The organism is Streptomyces sp. CB00455 (genome assembly GCF_001905445.1).
Taxonomy (GTDB): Bacteria; Actinomycetota; Actinomycetes; order Streptomycetales; family Streptomycetaceae; genus Streptomyces.
In genome coordinates, this window is sequence record NZ_LIVQ01000002.1 from 1,091,449 (window position 1) to 1,107,929 (window position 16,481).

The 16,481-nt window shown below is 72.1% G+C and carries 15 protein-coding genes and 1 pseudogene; 3 read left to right on the top strand and 13 right to left on the bottom strand.

Annotated features, from left to right (window positions below; all coding sequences use genetic code 11):
• Positions 1 to 51: 51 nt before the first annotated feature.
• The 5 genes from AMK16_RS12515 to AMK16_RS12535 form a co-directional block, all read right to left on the bottom strand.
• On the bottom strand, positions 52 to 1,719 hold the full coding sequence (locus AMK16_RS12515; RefSeq protein ID WP_073913311.1) for a uroporphyrinogen-III synthase: 1,668 nt from the start codon (positions 1,717 to 1,719) through the stop codon (positions 52 to 54).
• Positions 1,716 to 2,684: a hydroxymethylbilane synthase gene (gene hemC / locus AMK16_RS12520; RefSeq protein ID WP_073913314.1), complete on the bottom strand. Its 969-nt coding sequence runs from the start codon at positions 2,682 to 2,684 to the stop codon at positions 1,716 to 1,718. Before hemC ends, AMK16_RS12515 begins: the two co-directional genes overlap by 4 nt.
• Positions 2,681 to 4,402 (bottom strand): glutamyl-tRNA reductase, encoded by a 1,722-nt coding sequence (locus tag AMK16_RS12525; protein ID WP_073913317.1) that lies wholly within the window; start codon positions 4,400 to 4,402, stop codon positions 2,681 to 2,683. The genes hemC and AMK16_RS12525 overlap by 4 nt, the downstream gene beginning before the upstream one ends.
• On the bottom strand, positions 4,399 to 5,208 hold the full coding sequence (locus AMK16_RS12530) for a redox-sensing transcriptional repressor Rex (RefSeq protein WP_073913321.1): 810 nt from the start codon (positions 5,206 to 5,208) through the stop codon (positions 4,399 to 4,401). Before AMK16_RS12530 ends, AMK16_RS12525 begins: the two co-directional genes overlap by 4 nt.
• A 273-nt stretch (positions 5,209 to 5,481) precedes the next feature.
• Positions 5,482 to 5,760, bottom strand: a complete 279-nt coding sequence (locus tag AMK16_RS12535) for a glutaredoxin family protein (protein WP_073913325.1) — start codon at positions 5,758 to 5,760, stop codon at positions 5,482 to 5,484.
• Positions 5,761 to 5,893: 133 nt separating this feature from the next.
• On the opposite strand from AMK16_RS12535, the gene AMK16_RS12540 reads away from it, so the two are divergent.
• The 3 genes and pseudogenes from AMK16_RS12540 to AMK16_RS37160 all read left to right on the top strand — a co-directional run bounded on the left by AMK16_RS12540 (position 5,894) and on the right by AMK16_RS37160 (position 9,519).
• Positions 5,894 to 6,877: an HAD family hydrolase gene (locus AMK16_RS12540; protein WP_073913328.1), complete on the top strand. Its 984-nt coding sequence runs from the start codon at positions 5,894 to 5,896 to the stop codon at positions 6,875 to 6,877.
• Between the two features lie 373 nt (positions 6,878 to 7,250).
• Positions 7,251 to 8,057 carry an ECF subfamily RNA polymerase sigma factor, BldN family gene (locus tag AMK16_RS12545; protein WP_073913331.1) on the top strand — a complete coding sequence of 269 codons (807 nt, stop codon included), beginning with the start codon at positions 7,251 to 7,253 and terminating at the stop codon, positions 8,055 to 8,057.
• 255 nt (positions 8,058 to 8,312) lie between these two features.
• Positions 8,313 to 9,519 (top strand): annotated as a pseudogene (locus AMK16_RS37160) (DUF5667 domain-containing protein).
• A gap of 126 nt (positions 9,520 to 9,645) precedes the next feature.
• Here the strand turns inward: AMK16_RS37160 and AMK16_RS12555 are convergent.
• The 8 genes from AMK16_RS12555 to AMK16_RS12590 form a co-directional block, all read right to left on the bottom strand.
• Positions 9,646 to 10,632, bottom strand: a complete 987-nt coding sequence (locus tag AMK16_RS12555; protein WP_073913335.1) for a lysophospholipid acyltransferase family protein — start codon at positions 10,630 to 10,632, stop codon at positions 9,646 to 9,648.
• Positions 10,632 to 11,762 carry an NAD-dependent epimerase/dehydratase family protein gene (locus tag AMK16_RS12560; RefSeq protein WP_242438691.1) on the bottom strand — a complete coding sequence of 377 codons (1,131 nt, stop codon included), beginning with the start codon at positions 11,760 to 11,762 and terminating at the stop codon, positions 10,632 to 10,634. The genes AMK16_RS12555 and AMK16_RS12560 overlap by 1 nt, the downstream gene beginning before the upstream one ends.
• Positions 11,763 to 11,857: 95 nt before the next feature.
• Positions 11,858 to 11,956, bottom strand: coding sequence for a 30S ribosomal protein bS22 (locus tag AMK16_RS12565; protein WP_003948845.1), 99 nt, complete (start codon positions 11,954 to 11,956; stop codon positions 11,858 to 11,860).
• A 141-nt stretch (positions 11,957 to 12,097) separates the two neighbouring features.
• Positions 12,098 to 12,307, bottom strand: coding sequence for a helix-turn-helix domain-containing protein (locus AMK16_RS12570; protein WP_008738568.1), 210 nt, complete (start codon positions 12,305 to 12,307; stop codon positions 12,098 to 12,100).
• Between the two features lie 114 nt (positions 12,308 to 12,421).
• A complete protein-coding gene (locus AMK16_RS12575) occupies positions 12,422 to 13,252 on the bottom strand; it encodes a phosphatase (protein ID WP_073913741.1) in 831 nt (276 codons plus the stop codon).
• A 93-nt stretch (positions 13,253 to 13,345) separates the two neighbouring features.
• Entirely contained in the window at positions 13,346 to 14,515 is a 1,170-nt protein-coding gene (locus tag AMK16_RS12580) for an acetoin utilization protein AcuC (protein ID WP_073913338.1), read from the bottom strand.
• Positions 14,466 to 15,680 carry an MFS transporter gene (locus AMK16_RS12585; RefSeq protein ID WP_073913341.1) on the bottom strand — a complete coding sequence of 405 codons (1,215 nt, stop codon included), beginning with the start codon at positions 15,678 to 15,680 and terminating at the stop codon, positions 14,466 to 14,468. The genes AMK16_RS12580 and AMK16_RS12585 overlap by 50 nt, the downstream gene beginning before the upstream one ends.
• Before the next feature lie 43 nt (positions 15,681 to 15,723).
• Positions 15,724 to 16,377, bottom strand: coding sequence for an HAD family hydrolase (locus tag AMK16_RS12590; protein ID WP_073913345.1), 654 nt, complete (start codon positions 16,375 to 16,377; stop codon positions 15,724 to 15,726).
• Between the last annotated feature and the right edge of the window lie 104 nt (positions 16,378 to 16,481).

The following is a 16,481-nucleotide window of genomic DNA, read 5'->3' on the forward strand; positions in this document are numbered from 1 at the left end:
GCACCCGCGCCGGACCCCGCCCTCGTACTGCTCGGCCCGCTCGGCCCACCGCTAGGTGGTCCGGCGCCTGCGCGCCCCCGGCCGCCGCTCACTCGGCCGGAACACCGTCTCGCCGGCCTGCTTGGCCGCCTCACGGCGCGCGGCCCCGTACTCGGCGAGCGCCTCCGCCAGCTTGCCGACGCTCGGCTCCGGCGAGAGCACGTCCACCCGCAGGCCGTGCTCCTCCGCCGTCTTGGCCGTCGCCGGCCCGATGCACGCGATGACGGTCACGTTGTGCGGCTTCCCGGCGATCCCGACGAGGTTGCGCACGGTGCTCGACGAGGTGAAGAGCACGGCGTCGAAGCCGCCGCCCTTGATCGCCTCACGCGTGTCCGCAGGCGGCGGCGACGCCCGCACGGTCCGGTAGGCCGTGACGTCGTCGACCTCCCACCCGAGCTCGATCAGCCCGGCGACCAGCGTCTCCGTCGCGATGTCCGCCCGCGGCAGGAACACCCGGTCGATCGGGTCGAAGACCGGGTCGTAGGGCGGCCAGTCCTCCAGCAGCCCGGCCGCGGACTGCTCCCCGCTCGGCACCAGGTCCGGCTTCACACCGAACTCGACGAGCGCGGCCGCGGTCTGCTCGCCCACCGCCGCGACCTTGATGCCCGCGAAGGCCCGCGCGTCGAGCCCGTACTCCTCGAACTTCTCCCGCACCGCCTTCACGGCGTTGACCGAGGTGAACGCGATCCACTCGTAGCGGCCCGTCACCAGGCCCTTCACGGCCCGCTCCATCTGCTGCGGGGTCCGCGGCGGCTCCACGGCGATGGTCGGCACCTCGTGCGGCACCGCGCCGTACGAACGCAGCTGGTCGGAGAGCGAGGCGGCCTGCTCCTTGGTGCGCGGTACGAGCACCCGCCAGCCGAACAGCGGCTTCGACTCGAACCAGGCCATCTCCTCGCGCCGCGCGGCGGCGCTGTGCTCCCCGACCACGGCTATGACCGGCCGGGCCCCCTCGGGCGAGGGGAGCACCTTGCCCTGCTTGAACACCTGGGCGATGGTGCCCAGCGTCGCGGACCAGGTCCGCTGCCGCGTGGTCGTACCGGCGACGGTCACGGTCAGCGGGGTGTCGGGCTTGCGCCCGGCGCCGACCAGCTCGGCGGCCGCCGCCGGGACCGTCTCCAGGGTCGCGGAGACGACGAGGATGCCGTCGCTCGCCCCGACCTCGGTCCAGCAGCGCGCCGACGCGGTCCGCGCGTCCACGAACCGCACGTCCGCGCCCTGCTTGTCGCGCAGCGGCACCCCCGCGTAGGCGGGCACGCCGACGGCGGTCGCGACGCCCGGCACCACCTCGAAGGGGATCCCCTCGGTGGCGCAGACGAGCATCTCCTCGGCCGCGTTCCCGTCGAGCCCGGGGTCACCGGTGACGGCACGGACGACCCGCCTGCCGGAGCGGGCGGCCTCCATGACAAGATTGGCCGCGTCCCGGATCACCGGGACACCGGCGGCTGCTGACATCTCGTCAGCGATCGTCAGCTGCGGCGTGTCGACACCCGCACGCGCATGCGTCCGTACGACGTCGAGCACCTCGGGCTCCGCGATCAGTACGTCCGCGGCGGCGAGCGCCTCGACGGCGCGCAGCGTCAGCAGACCCGGGTCGCCTGGGCCGGCACCGAGGAAGGTGACGTGTCCGTGGGCGGCGACGACCGGAAAAGCGGAGGTGGTCGGACTTGAGGGGTTCAAAGCGATCGCTCCCCCATAAGACCGGCCGCGCCCTTGGCCAGCATCTCGTCCGCGAGTTCGCGGCCGAGCGCCATGGCCTCGTCATACGACTGGGGCACGGGTCCGGTGGTGGACAGCTGCACCAGCGTCGTGCCGTCGAGCGTTCCGACGACGCCGCGCAGGCGCATTTCATTGACAATCTGCCCGTCGGCCAGCAGGTCGGCGAACGCGCCCACGGGTGCGCTGCAGCCGGCCTCCAGGGCGGCGAGCAGGGAACGCTCCGCGGTCACGGCGGCCCGCGTGTACGGGTCGTCGAGCTCGCCGAGCACGGCGATGAGGTCGGCGTCGGAAGCCAGGCACTCCACGGCCAGGGCTCCCTGGCCGGGGGCCGGCAGGACGCTGTCGACCGCCAGCAGGTCGGTCGCCTCGCCACCGCGCCCCATCCGGTTCAGTCCGGCCGCCGCCAGGACGACGGCGTCGAGCTCGCCGTCCCGCACGAAGCCGATCCGGGTGTCGACGTTGCCGCGGATGGGCACGGTCTCGATCCGCTTGCCGAGGGACAGCGCCAGGTGGTTGAGCTGGGCCGTCCGCCGCGGCGAACCGGTACCGATGCGGGCCCCGTCCGGCAGCTGCTCGAAGGTCAGGCCGTCCCGTGCGACGAGCGCGTCCCGGGCGTCCTCGCGCCGCGGCATGGCCGCGATCACGAGGTCGTCGGGCTGCGTGGTCGGCAGGTCCTTCAGCGAGTGCACGGCGAAGTCGACCTCGCCGCGCAGCAGCGCGTCGCGCAGGGCCGTGACGAAGACGCCCGTGCCGCCGATCTGCGCGAGGTGCTCCCGCGAGACGTCGCCGTAGGTCGTGATCTCCACGAGCTCGACGGGCCGGCCGGTGACCGCCCGTACCGCCTCGGCGACATGGCCTGACTGGGACATGGCCAGCTTGCTGCGTCGCGTGCCGAGCCGGAGGGGCTCGTCGAGACGTGGATTCATGATGCCCGTCCTGAGTCGTCGTTCTTGTCGGCCTCGTCCGCCCGGCTGACGGAGGCCACCGTCTGCGGGTCGAGATCGAAGAGTTCGCGCAGCGCCTCGGCGTACCCGGCGCCGCCGGGTTCGCTCGCGAGCTGTTTGACGCGCACGGTCGGCGCGTGGAGCAGTTTGTCGACGACGCGGCGCACGGTCTGGGTGACCTCGGCCCGCTGCCGTTCGTCGAGATCGGGCACCCGCCCGTCGAGCCGGGCCACTTCCATGGCGACGACCTCGGCCGCCATGGCCCGCAGCGCGACGACGGTGGGCGTGATGTGCGCGGCCCGCTGCGCCGCCCCGAAGGCGGACACCTCCGCGGTGACTATCGCTCGCACCGCGTCGACGTCGGCCGCCATCGGGGCGTCGGCGGACGCCTCCGCGAGCGACTCGATGTCCACGAGCCGGACACCGGGGATCCGGTGCACGGCCGCGTCGATGTCCCGCGGCATCGCCAGGTCCAGCAGCGCCAGCCGCGCGGACCCGCCTTCGGCGTGGGTGCGGGTGCTGCGCCGGGGCTGCCGGTGCGCGGCGGCCTCGCCCTGGTCGGCCCAGGTCCCGTGCAGTTCGAGTGAGGTGGCGTCGACCCCGGTCAGCGCGGCCCGCCCGTCGGCGCCCACGGGGCAGCCGTCGGCCTCCACCGCGGCCGCGATGGTCCGCGCGGCGCCGGCGTCCGCCAGTCTGCCGCCGTCCCGCGCGGCGGCCACCAGCCTGGCCACGACCTCCGGGTCGACCCCTGCGGCCGCCGCCGAGGCGGGTCCGGCCGCGGCGGGTCCCTGCGGCACGGCCGCGAGCCCCGCGCCGGGGGAAACCGCGGCCGGCCCGCCCGGCGCGAGGCCGTCCGCGGAGTCCCGGGACACAGCGGCGAGCACGTCGTCAGCGGTCAGCACCAGTCCGGTGGCGCCGGTACAGGAGACGACCACGTCGACTCGTGCCAGTTCCTCGGCGACCGCCGACATCGCGACGGCCGACGCCCGCACTCCCGTGCCTGAGGCAACCAGAATCCCGGCGAGCCGCTCGGCCCGCTCCGCGGTCCGGTTCGCGACCACGACCTCGGCGACGCCGACCCGCGCCAGCGTCGCGGCCGCCAGCGAGGACATCGACCCGGCGCCGATCACCAGCGCCCGCTTGCCGGCCGCCCATGCGGCCACCGGCTCGCGCCCGGCCGTCAGCTGCTCCAGCCCGAACGTCACCAGCGACTGGCCCGCGCGGTCGATCCCCGTCTCGGAGTGCGCCCGCTTGCCGACCCGCAGGGCCTGCTGGAACAGGTCGTTGATCAGCCGTCCGGCGGTGTGCTGCTCCTGTCCCAGTGCCAGCGCGTCCTTGATCTGTCCGAGGATCTGGCCCTCGCCCACGACCATCGAGTCCAGCCCGCACGCCACCGAGAAGAGGTGGTGCACCGCGCGGTCCTCGTAGTGCACGTACAGATAAGGAGTGAGCTCCTCCAGCGCGACTGCGCTGTGCTGTGCGAGCAGCGTGGACAGCTCGGCGACACCGGCGTGGAACTTGTCCACGTCCGCGTACAGCTCGATCCGGTTGCACGTGGCGAGCACCGCCGCCTCCGACGCCGGCTCGGCGGCGAGGGTGTCGTGCAGCAGCTTCAGCTTGGCGTCCACCGACAGCGAGGCGCGCTCCAGCACGCTCACCGGTGCGCTGCGGTGGCTCAGCCCTACGACGAGCAGGCTCATGCCGGCATCACCGCCGGCACGTCACCGTCGGGGTTGCCCTTGCGCGCGACGGCGGTGGCGCGGCCGGCCGGCGGGACCACGGCCGCGGCCGGGGCGGCGCCGCCCGCGGAGGAACCCCCCGAGGCGGCCGAGGCGGCGGCTTCCTCGCCGGCCTTGCGCTGCTCGTGGAACGCCAGGATCTGAAGTTCGATCGACAGGTCGACCTTGCGCACGTCCACGCCGTCGGGCACGGAGAGCACGGTGGGGGCGAAGTTCAGGATGGAGGTGACGCCGGCCGCGATCAGCCGCTCGCTGACCTGCTGCGCAGCGCCGGCCGGGGTCGCGATGACCCCGATCGAGACGCCGTTGTCCTCGATGATCTTTTCGAGGTCGTCGGTGTGCTGGACGGGAATCCCCGCCACGGGCTTGCCCGCCATCGCGGGGTCGGCGTCGATCAGCGCGGCCACGCGGAAGCCGCGGGAGGCGAAACCGCCGTAATTGGCCAGTGCGGCGCCGAGGTTGCCGATGCCGACGATGACGACCGGCCAGTCCTGGGTCAGTCCGAGCTCGCGGGAGATCTGGTAGACGAGGTACTCGACGTCGTAGCCGACGCCGCGGGTTCCGTAGGAGCCGAGGTAGGAGAAGTCCTTGCGCAGCTTCGCGGAGTTCACTCCGGCGGCGGCCGCGAGTTCCTCGGAGGACACCGTGGGCACCGATCGCTCGGAGAGCGCGGTGAGGGCACGCAAGTACAGCGGAAGCCGCGCGACAGTGGCCTCGGGAATACCTCGGCTGCGGGTCGCCGGTCGGTGAGTTCGGCCAGTTGCCACGATGCTCCTGCGGGATGAGCGGGGCTGCAGGCGGCCACTTGTCCCAGGGCCGCCCCGTCGACAGCAGGCTATGCCTTTGTGAACGCGTGCACAAAGATTGTGTCCGTTTTGTCCGCGCAAAGTGACCGGGGTCACGCAACTCCGGCACGCCGGGCCGGAACCACCGCCGCGCCGAACCCGTTCAAATCCCGAAGGGGGCAAAACCGTGCACACTCCTCACAGATACGCCCCCGAGACCGCACAAACCACCCATGGCGGTAACCGGGCGGCGTATCAACCCTCCAGCGCCCGCCGCAGCCGGTCCGCGTCCACCCGCCAGAAGGTGTGCTGCTCGCCGTCGACCAGCACCACCGGAATCTGCTCCCAGTGCCGGCGGTAGAGGTCCTCGTCCTGCGAGATGTCCTTCTTCTCCCACTGCGCGCCGGTCTGCGCGCAGACCTTCTCGATGACCTCCTGGGCGTCGTCGCACAGGTGGCACCCCGGCTTCCCGATGAGCGTCACCATCCGCTCGGCGGGACGCTTCTTCTCCTTGCGGCGCAACAAAGGGCTCATGTACTCATTCTCCCGCGTCCGCCCGGCGCCACCGCCCGCCCGGGCCGCGTGCGGCGGCGCAGCCCCTGAAGAGTTCACGCCTCCGTTTCCCATCGGTTCGGGAACTCCCGAACACAGTGGCTATGCTCGCGTCATGGCCGCTCTGGGATGGCTCACCCCCCGTAGGCGCTCCGCCACCGCGCGGAGCGTGCTGGCTGGCGAGGCCTCGGCCGAGGCCGCCCGCAAGACCGCTCAGGCCGGAGCGCCGCTCGTCATCGACGCGGCGCCCGGTGCTGCCGCCCCGGAGTCCGAGGAGCTCGCGCGGCTCGCCGAGGAACTGCCGGAGCCGGAGTTCCCGGTCGCCGGAGACGACCTCGCCGCCGCCTTCTTCGACCTCGACAACACGGTCATGCAGGGCGCCGCGATCTTCCACTTCGGCCGCGGCCTCTACAAGCGCGAGTTCTTCCGCCGCCGCGAGCTCGCCCGCTTCGCCTGGCAGCAGGCCTGGTTCCGGCTGGCCGGCGTCGAGGACCCCGAGCACATGCAGGACGCGCGAGACAGCGCCCTGTCCATCGTCAAGGGCCACAAGGTCTCCGAGCTGATGGCCATCGGCGAGGAGATCTACGACGAGTACATGGCCGAGCGGATCTGGCCGGGCACCCGCGCCCTGGCCCAGGCCCACCTCGACGCCGGCCAGAAGGTGTGGCTGGTCACCGCCGCCCCCGTGGAGACGGCCACGATCATCGCCCGCAGGCTCGGCCTGACCGGGGCGCTGGGCACCGTCGCCGAATCCGTCGACGGGATCTACACCGGCCGCCTGGTCGGCGAACCGCTGCACGGCCCCGCCAAGGCGGAGGCGGTCCGCGCCCTGGCCGCCGCCGAGGGCCTGGACCTGGACCGCTGCGCCGCCTACAGCGATTCGCACAACGACATCCCGATGCTGTCGCTGGTCGGACATCCGTACGCGATCAATCCCGACACAAAACTGCGCAAGCATGCCCGGACCAATGACTGGCGGCTGCGCGACTATCGCACCGGCCGCAAGGCCGTGAAGGTCGGCGTCCCGGCCGCCGCCGGCGTCGGCGCGATCGCGGGCGGCGCGGCCGCCGCCATCGCCCTGCACCGCCGCCGCAAGTAACGCGAGCCGCCCCCGCACCGCCGCCCGCCCGGGCTCATGCGCGCTCCCGGGCCGCCGCACGCCCGCCGCCGCCTGCCCGCCCACCTCTACCCGTGCCCGCCGCGCACCACGCCGGCCCGCCCGACTCGGTCCGGAGCCCACCGGAAGCTTCCATTCCGCGCATGCAAGTGATCAGGAATCGATCACCAACTGCGACCGAATATGCCTTGGACACGCAACAGAAGTGTCGGAACCGGTGATTTAGGCAACTGGGTGTAGCGCTGCCTGTACGAAGCGTTATTCTCCTCAAATGCATGCCACCGGCCATCTGTCGCCACGACGGGGTGAACGGTCCCGCACTGCACGTGATGGAAGCTCTGCCTCTGGGAGTCCCGTGTACCCACCTGTCGGGGTTGACGCCTCGGGCCTGGCTACGCTGCGCGCAACGGTCCTCGACCACCTGCGCGGCTTCGTCCCCACCGCGTACGCCGTCCCCGCCCTCGCCGTTGCCGGCCTCGGTCCGGCCGGCCCTTGCTATGCCCTGACCGACGGCGGAGCGACGGTCGGCAGACGAGGCCGCGCCACCGCAGGCTCGAACGGCGCAGCCGGTACGAACACACAGGCCACCCCCCGCCGCCCCACCGCGGACAGCGACCAGGCCCGCATGATGGACCTGGTCGAACGCGCCCAGGCCGGCGAGGCCGAGGCCTTCGGCCGCCTCTACGACCAGTACAGCGACACGGTCTACCGCTACATCTACTACCGCGTCGGCGGCAAGGCGACCGCGGAGGACCTCACCAGCGAGACGTTCCTGCGCGCGCTGCGCCGCATCTCCACCTTCACCTGGCAGGGGCGCGACTTCGGCGCCTGGCTCGTGACGATCGCCCGCAACCTGGTGGCGGACCACTTCAAGTCCAGCCGCTTCCGGCTGGAAGTGACCACCGGCGAGATGCTCGACGCCAACGAGGTCGAGCGCAGCCCCGAGGACTCCGTCCTGGAGTCCCTCTCCAACGCGGCCCTGCTGGAGGCCGTACGCAAACTCAACCCGCAGCAGCAGGAGTGCGTGACCCTGCGCTTCCTGCAGGGCCTGTCCGTCGCCGAGACGGCCCGCGTGATGGGGAAGAACGAGGGCGCCATCAAGACGCTCCAGTACCGGGCGGTCCGCACCCTGGCCCGCCTGCTCCCGGACGACGCCCGCTGACCCCTCCACACCCCCCAGACACCCCGTCCAGAACGACACGACCTCACATACACCCGGTGACCCCTCGATGACGCTGTGGTCCGATCATCCTTCGTCCGTAACCCAAGTGCCGCGACGCTCGTTGTGCGGAATGCAGGCTCCCTTTGGACACGCCCTACCCGAAGCCGCTCACTCGAAAGTGTGGATGTGCTCAAGGAAGGCAACCTTCCGGACACCTAGGGGAGTCGATCGTCATGACGAGAGGAGGTGCCGCCAGTGATCGCGAACGTGACTCCGCACCGGCGGGCGAACGCCTTCGCCCAGGCCCTGGAGGATCGGACCCAGTCCAATCTTTCGGAACCGGACCCGGCGGCCGAGCAGTCCGAGGCACCTGCCGAACCTGCTGACCACGACCGGTTGTTGGCCCTGGCGAGCGTGCTCGGCGAAAGAATGCCGCGCCCGGTGCTGGACCCGGACGTCAAAGTGGTGCAACGGGCCCAGCTCGTTGCCGCCATGGAGGCCATGGTGCTGGAGCAGAGGGCGGGGGGCGGTGCGGCCTCGGACCCTCAAGTGCCCGAACAGCGGACCGGCCGCGGCGCCCACCGGGCGACCCCGCTCCGGAAATTGCGTCCCCGCTCCCGCTGGTCCAAGGGCATCGCAGCGGGCGGCCTCACCGTGGGTGTGGCCGCGGGGGCCTTCAGCGGCGTGGCCGCTGCCAGTACCGACGCCCTGCCCGGTGACCACCTCTACCCCGTGAAACGGGGCATGGAGGACCTGAAGCTCGGCATGGCCGAGGACGATTCGGACCGGGGCGAGCTCTACCTCGACCAGGCCTCGAACCGCCTGTCCGAGGCCCGCCGGCTGATGGAGCGCGGCCGGACCGGCGTACTGGACCATGAGTCCCTGGGCGCGATCCGCCGCGCACTGGCGGGAATGAAGCACGACGCGGAGGAGGGCCACCGCCTCCTCCAGGCAGCCTATGAACGGGACGGCTCGCTCGGCCCGATCCAGACGCTGTCCTCGTTCTCCCTCTCCCACCGCGACGCGTGGGGCCGGCTCCGGGAGAAGCTCCCGGCGCAGCTCACCGACGTGGGCGGCGAGGTGGAGTCGGTCTTCCGGGCCATAGACGAAGACGTGGCGCCGCTCCAGGGCCTGCTCCCCAAGCCCCCGGAGCAGACCCGTGGCTCCGGCTCCCCCGGCTCCTCCGCCAAGCCGGGTACCCCCAGCGGCAAGCAGCAGCCCCCGCCCAGCCACGGCACGCCGTCGGGCAGCAGCCCCGCCCCGTCCCCGTCGGGCAGCGTCCAGCCCCCCGGCGACGGGCGGCCTGCTGGGCGGTACGGGCGACCTGCTGCACCCGCCGGCCGGGCAGTCGGCTCCGCCCTCCACGGGCACCCCGGAGCAGGCCAAGCCGGACATCACCCTCCCGCCCCTGCTCCCGGGCATCCTCCCGGGCCTGGGCATCAACGCGGAGGACGCCGAGTAGCGGCCGGGCCACACGCGCAAGGGCGGCGGAGGTGCACACGCAGCTCCGCCGCCCTTCCGTGCCCGCGGACGCTCCGGGCGTCCGGCCGTACCCGGTCCGGCCGTACCCGGTCCGCGCCCGGTCGGGTCAGAAGAACACCGACCGCCGCTGCACCAGCAGTTTGTACAGCGTGTGCTGGATCTGCTCCCGCACCTCGTCCGTCAGGTTGAACATCAACATCGGGTCCTCCGCCGCCTCCGCGGCGTACCCCGACGTCTGGATCGGCTCGCCGAACTGGATCGTCCACTTCGTCGGCAACGGCACCGCCCCCAGCGGCCCCAGCCACGGGAACGTGGGCGTGATCGGGAAGTAGGGCACCCCCAGCAGCCTCGCCAGCGTCTTCGCGTTGCCGACCATCGGGTAGATCTCCTCCGCCCCCACGATCGAGCACGGCACGATCGGCGTCCCCGCCCGCAGCGCGGTGGAGACGAACCCGCCCCGCCCGAAGCGCTGGAGCTTGTACCGCTCCCCGAACGGCTTCCCTATCCCCTTGAAGCCCTCCGGCATCACCCCGACCAGCTCCCCGGCCTCCAGCAGCCGCTGTGCGTCCTCCGCGCACGCCAGGGTGTGCCCGGCCTTGCGGGCCAGCTCGTTGACCACCGGCAGCATGAACACCAGGTCCGCCGCGAGCAGCCGCAGGTGCCGCTGCGCCGGATGGTGGTCGTGGACGGCGACCTGGAGCATCAGGCCGTCCAGCGGCAGCGTCCCCGAGTGGTTCGCCACGATCAGCGCGCCGCCCTCGGCCGGGACGTTCTCGATGCCCTTCACCTCGACCCGGAAGTACTTGTCGAAGAGCGGCCGCATGAGGGACATCAGGACCTGGTCCGTCAGTTCCTTGTCGTAGCCGAAGTCGTCGACCTCGTACTCCCCGGTGATCCGCCGTCGCAGGAAGGCCAGCCCGCCCGCGATCCGCCGGTCCCAGCCCTCGCCCCCGGGCCCCGGGGACGCGGTGGAAACGGACGCGGCGGGCGCGGCGGGCTGCGGCACCGGCTCCGGGGCGGACACCGCCCGCACCCTGCGCGGCCGCCTGCGCGGCCGGTCCTCGTCGAACGGAATGACCTTGGCGTCCGCCACTATCGCTTCGCTCCCTCGTCCGCCACGACGTCCCCGACGTCCCCGACGTCGCCGTCCACGCCGTCCACGCCGTCCACGCCGTCCACGCCGTCCACGCCGTCCACCTTCAGCATGCCCGCCACCCGGTCCACGGCCCGCCCCACCCGCTCGGGCGGCAGCAATCCGCTCCCCCGGCTCCGCGCGAAGTCCGCGAAGGCCTCGGCGGTCGTGTACGCCGGCTCGAAGCCGAGGACCTCACGCATCTGCGAAGTCTCCACGACCCGGCCGTGTGTGAGAAGCCTTATCTGCTCCGGCGAGAAGTCGCTCACTCCCACGGCCCGCAGCGCCGACCCCACCCAGGTGACGGCGGGCAGCGGCAGGGGCAGCGTCGGCCGCCCCAGCCGCCGCGAGCACTGCGACAGCAGCAGGACGCCGTCACCCGCGATGTTGAAGGTCCCGCTGTTCAGCGTCCCGCGCCGGGGCTCCCGCGCGGCCAGCCGCAGCACGTCCAGCACGTCGTCCTCGTGCACGAACTGCAGCCGCGGGTCGTAGCCCAGCACGGTCGGCATCACCGGAATGGAGAAGTACTCGGCCAGCGCCGAGTCCGCGAAGGGGCCCAGGATGTTCGCGAAGCGCAGCACGCACACCGCGACGTCCGGCCGCCTGCGCGCGAAACCGCGTACGTAGCCCTCGACCTCAGCGGCGTCCTTGGCGAAACCGCCGGCCGGCAGCGACTTCGGCTGCGTGGTCTCGGTGAAGACGGCCGGGTCCCGGGAAGTGCCCCCGTACACACTCGTACTGGACTTCACCACGAGCCGCCGTATCGTCGGCGACTTCTGGCAGGCCCCGAGGAGCTGCATCGTCCCGATGACGTTCGTTTCCTTGACGGTGCTGTGCGCACCGCCCGTTCCCGCCGCGCCGCCGGTGACCGCCAAATGGACCACCGTGTCCACGGCGTGCTCGGCCAGGACACGGGCGATCGCCGACTGCCTGATGTCCGTACGGACGAACTCGGCCGAGCCGAGCCGGTGCGGCGGTGTCACCGCATCGACCGCGATGACACGCTCGACCTCCGGGTCACGCTGGATCCGGCGCACGAAGCGGCCGCCCAGCTGCCGGGCAGCCCCGGTGACGAGTACGACCTTCCCCACGAGTTCAGCGCCTCCCTCGAAGAAGTCCCCCGGCTGCACCGCAGCCCCTCCACCAGGATGGTGGAGGGGCTGCGGGAAACACGTACAGCTGCCGTCTACTTCTTGTTACGGCGCTGGACGCGGGTGCGCTTGAGCAGCTTGCGGTGCTTCTTCTTGGCCATCCGCTTGCGCCGCTTCTTGATAACAGAGCCCACGACTACCCTCGCTCACTTCTCTTCACTGGTGCGGGGCGTCTGGGCCCACACGACCTACGTCGGCCTAGCCTACCCGTCCTGGCTCCGAGCTTGTAATCCGAGCCCTCCGGACCGGTCGGGAGGGGCCGTGGGGTCTCAGTCTCAGGCCGACTCCACCCCCACGTAGGACTCTCGGAGGTACTCGTGAACCGCGTTCTCGGGGACCCGGAAGGACCGGCCCACCCGGATCGCGGGCAGATGACCGTTGTGCACCAGCCGGTACACGGTCATCTTCGACACTCGCATCACCGAGGCGACCTCCGCCACGGTCAGGAACTGAACCTCACTGAGAGGCCTCTCGCCAGCAGCCATGACACACCTTGACCTTCCGCGCATGACGGGCACCGGCTTCCCCTCCGGTTACTCCTCGTCGTCGCACGCTCACTCCCCAGAGTAGGGGCGCGTGATACGAGTGGGGAAGAGGAGCTACGGCCACTCCTGCCGCAGCGGCAGACCCGCCCGATCGAGCACATAGCGGATAAGCGGTCGGTAGTAGTCCGCACGCACCGCATCATCAAGCGGCACGGCCACCGAGACCCGCCCCTCGGCCTCCCCCACGAACAGCGCGGGATCGTCCGTGTCCGCCAGCCCGATCGCCTCCACACCGAGCTGACCTGCACCGCAAACCCACCCGTGGTCCCCCACCACCAGCTCCGGCAGCGGCCCGCCGGCCTCGGCGAGCGCCCCCAGCGCCACCCGGACCGGCAGCGGCGAATGGGAGTGCGCGCCGGTGGCACTCCCCAACGGCCGCACGCCGGGTTCCCGCACCAGTGCGACCCCCCGTACGTAATCGATGCGGTGCGTGCGTACGCCGAACCGGGTCGCCATGTCGACACACACCCCCCGCGCCGGAGTGAGGACATCACATCCCACCGCCGACATCGCCTCGGCCAATCCGGCGTAGAAGCCCAGGAGCCGCTGCGGATGCCCGGTCCCGAACAGCACGGGCGACCGGGCCCCCGCCGCCTCCCGCAACCGCCCCGCGAAGGCTTCCAGCCCCGCCATCGTCCGCTCCGGATCGATCACATCCGGCCCGCTGACGTGCGACGGATCCGCCGAGACCCCGCACTTGTGCGCCATCAGCCTCAGCAGATCACCCTCCCCCCAGCCCCACTCCGGCTCCAGCCCGAGCAGCACCCGCGGATCACGCGCCGCGAACAGCCGGTAGCTGCGCAGGCCCTCCTCCCGGGAAGTGGCGACGGGCCCGGCCAACCGGGCGGCCAGCAGATGCGCACGCAACGCGCCGGTGCTCAACACCCCCCGATGCTGCCTCACCACACCCGGCGGTGCCTCAATTCCCGCGAACGCAGCCACCGTTGGCGTAACGGCACGCCCACGGCTCGGGCTCCGTCAGGTCAGCATCCCGCGCAGCGGGAACACCGCCCGCCGCGTCGCGAGGACGGCCTGATCCGTACGGTCCGCCGGGTCGTACCCCGCCTCCCAGTCCCGCCACGACACCGTCCGACCGTCCGTCATCCGGGCCGGCGCCAACTGCCGCGTCCGCGCGTACACCTCCTCCCGCCAGGAGGCCGGCACCGCCGTCACCGGATCGACCGGCCGGTGCGCGGCGATCGCCACCAGGTGCGTCCACGACCGCGGCACGACGTCCACCACCGCGTAGCCGCCGCCGCCCAGCGCCACCCACCGCCCCTGCGCGTGCTCGTGGGCGAGCCGGTGGCAGGCCTCCTGGACGGCCCGCTGGGCGTCCAGGGACACCGCCAGGTGCGCCAACGGGTCCTCGAAGTGCGTGTCCGCCCCGTGCTGCGTCACCAGCACCTGCGGCCGGAAGTCCGCCAGCAGTTCGGGCACCGTCGCGTGGAAGGCGCGCAGCCATCCCTCGTCGCCCGTCCCGGCGGGCAGCGCGACATTCACCGCGGAACCCTCGGCCGCCGCCCCACCGGTCTCCTGCGGCCAGCCGGTCTGCGGGAACAACGTCCGCGGATGCTCGTGCAGCGACACCGTCAGCACCCGCGGATCGTCCCAGAACGCCGCCTGCACACCGTCCCCGTGGTGCACGTCCACATCCACGTACGCGACCCGCTCGGCGCCCAGCTCCAGCAGCCGCGCCACCGCCAGCGCCGCGTCGTTGTACACGCAGAAGCCGGCCGCCCCGCCCGGCATCGCGTGGTGCAGCCCGCCCGCGAAGTTCACCGCGTGTCCGGCCTCACCGCGCCAGACCGCCTCCGCCGCCGCCACCGACTGCCCGGCGATCAGCGCGGACGCCTCGTGCATCCCGCGGAAGGCCGGATCGTCCACCGTCCCCAGCCCGTACGATCCGTCGGCCACCCCGGGATCGGCCGACACCTCGTGCACCGCGGCGACGTAGTCCTCCCGGTGCACCAGCCTCAGCGTGGAATCCCCGGCCGCCCGCGCGGCCCGCACCTCCATGGCCCGGTCCAGCCCGAAGGCGCGCACCAGGCCCATGGTCAGCGCCAGACGCACCGGATCCATCGGATGGCCGGGCCCGAAGTCATACTTCGTTACCGCCTCGTCCCACATCAACAACCCGCGGCCGCTCATGCCGGACACCGTATCGGGCCACGTCGGAGCCGAACGAGCGGGCGTGGAAGAGGGTCACCAGGACCAGCACCATCGGCACCAGCATCGCGCCCCGGTAGCTCCACGCGTCACCGATCCCACCGACGAGCGGGGACCCGATCAGGAAACCGACATAGTTGAAGATGTTGAGCCGCGCCACGGCCGTGTCGGACGCCCCCGGGAAGAGCCGCCCGGCCGCGGCGAAGGTCTGCGGGACGATCACGCACAGCCCGATGCCCAGCAGCGTGAAGCCCAGCATGCCGACCCACGGCCCCGGCGCGGCCGCCACGACGGCGAACCCGCAGGCCGCGACCACCGTCCCGCCCCGCACCACCGCCGCGGCCCCCAAGCGCCGCACGCCCAGGTCCCCGACGGCCCGCCCGACCAGCGTGGTCACCATGTAGACGTTGTACGGAACCGTCGCCAGCTGCTCCGAGCTTCCCAGCACGTCCTGGAGGTACTTGGCACTCCAGTTCGCCACCGTCGAATCGCCGATGTACGCGCAGGCCATCACCAGGCAGAGCGGCAGCAGCAGCTTCCCGCCCCTCGCGGGCCACCCCTGGGCCGCGTCGAGCGCCCCGGGCGCCCCGTCCGCGTAGCGCCGGGACGCCAGCAGGACCAGCGCCAAGAGCACGGCCACGGCCGGCAGGTAACTCACGAACAGGTCCAGGTGCCAGTGCGCCCCCGCCCACGCGGCCGATGCACCCAGGATCCCGCCGAAACTGTAGGCGGCGTGGAAGCCCAACATGATGCTGCGCCCGTACGCCCGCTGCAGACTGACCCCGAGCATGTTCATCGAGGCGTCCAGCGCCCCCACCGACAGGCCGAACGCCCCCAGGGCGACGGCCACGTGCCACAGCTGATCGCCGGCCCCCACCCCGAGCAGGGACAACAGCACCAGGGGCTGCGCCCACCGCAGTACACAACCGGGCGCCACCCGCTTCACCAGATGCTCGGTGGCGACGCTCGACACCCCGGCGAGGATCGGCACGGCGGCCAGGAAGACGGGCAGCAGCCCGTCGGATATCTCGTACCGGTCCTGGATGGCCGGGATCCGGGTCACGAGCAGGGCGAAGGTGACACCCTGCGCGAAGAAGGCGAATCCCAGGGCGCTGCGCCCGCGCCGCAGCCGCGCATCAACCGTCATGGCGGCTCAGCGTAGGCCCAGGGGCTACCCGTGGGTAGAGCGATCACACGGGCAGTTGCAGGAGCCCCGGCAGCTGCTTCATGTCACCGAAGTACGCGGTGGCGGCGCCCAGCCGCTCGGCCGGGACCATCGAGGTGAAGGCGAACACGTCCATGCCGGCGGCCAGTGCCGCCCGCACCCCGAGCGGGCTGTCCTCGACGACGACACAGCGGGAGGGCTCCACGCCCATCGACCGGGCCGCGTGCAGGAACAGATCGGGATCCGGCTTCCCCTTGCCCACGTCCTGCGCGCTGAAGATCCACTCTTCTTCGAACCATCCGTCGAGCTTCGCCGCGCGGTGCCCGACGCGGATCCGCTCGTGGCTGCCGGAGGACGCCAGGCAGTACCCGACCCCCTGGGCGGTCAGCGCCCCGAGCACTTCCTCCACACCCGGCACGGGCCGCAGCTCGCGCTCGAACGCGGCGAAGGTCCGTGTGTGCAGCTCCTCGTCGAAGTCACCCGGCAGCTGCGCCCCGGTCCGTTCGAGGATGAGGTCGTGCACGCGGTGCACCGCGGCGCCCATGTAGTCGCGGAGCGAGTCCTCGTACGAGGTCGGGTGCCCCAGTTCGCTCAGATACCCGGCGAGGATGCTGTTGGCGAGCGGCTCACTGTCCACCAGCACGCCGTCGTTGTCGAAGATGACGAGGTCGTAGCGCATGACCCAACCCTACGAGCCGCCGGCCCGGAACCCGCCCGAGCCCATGCCGGGCATCCGACGGATTCTGGCACCGCAATCCGGCCCTGAACGCAGAAAAGCCCCGC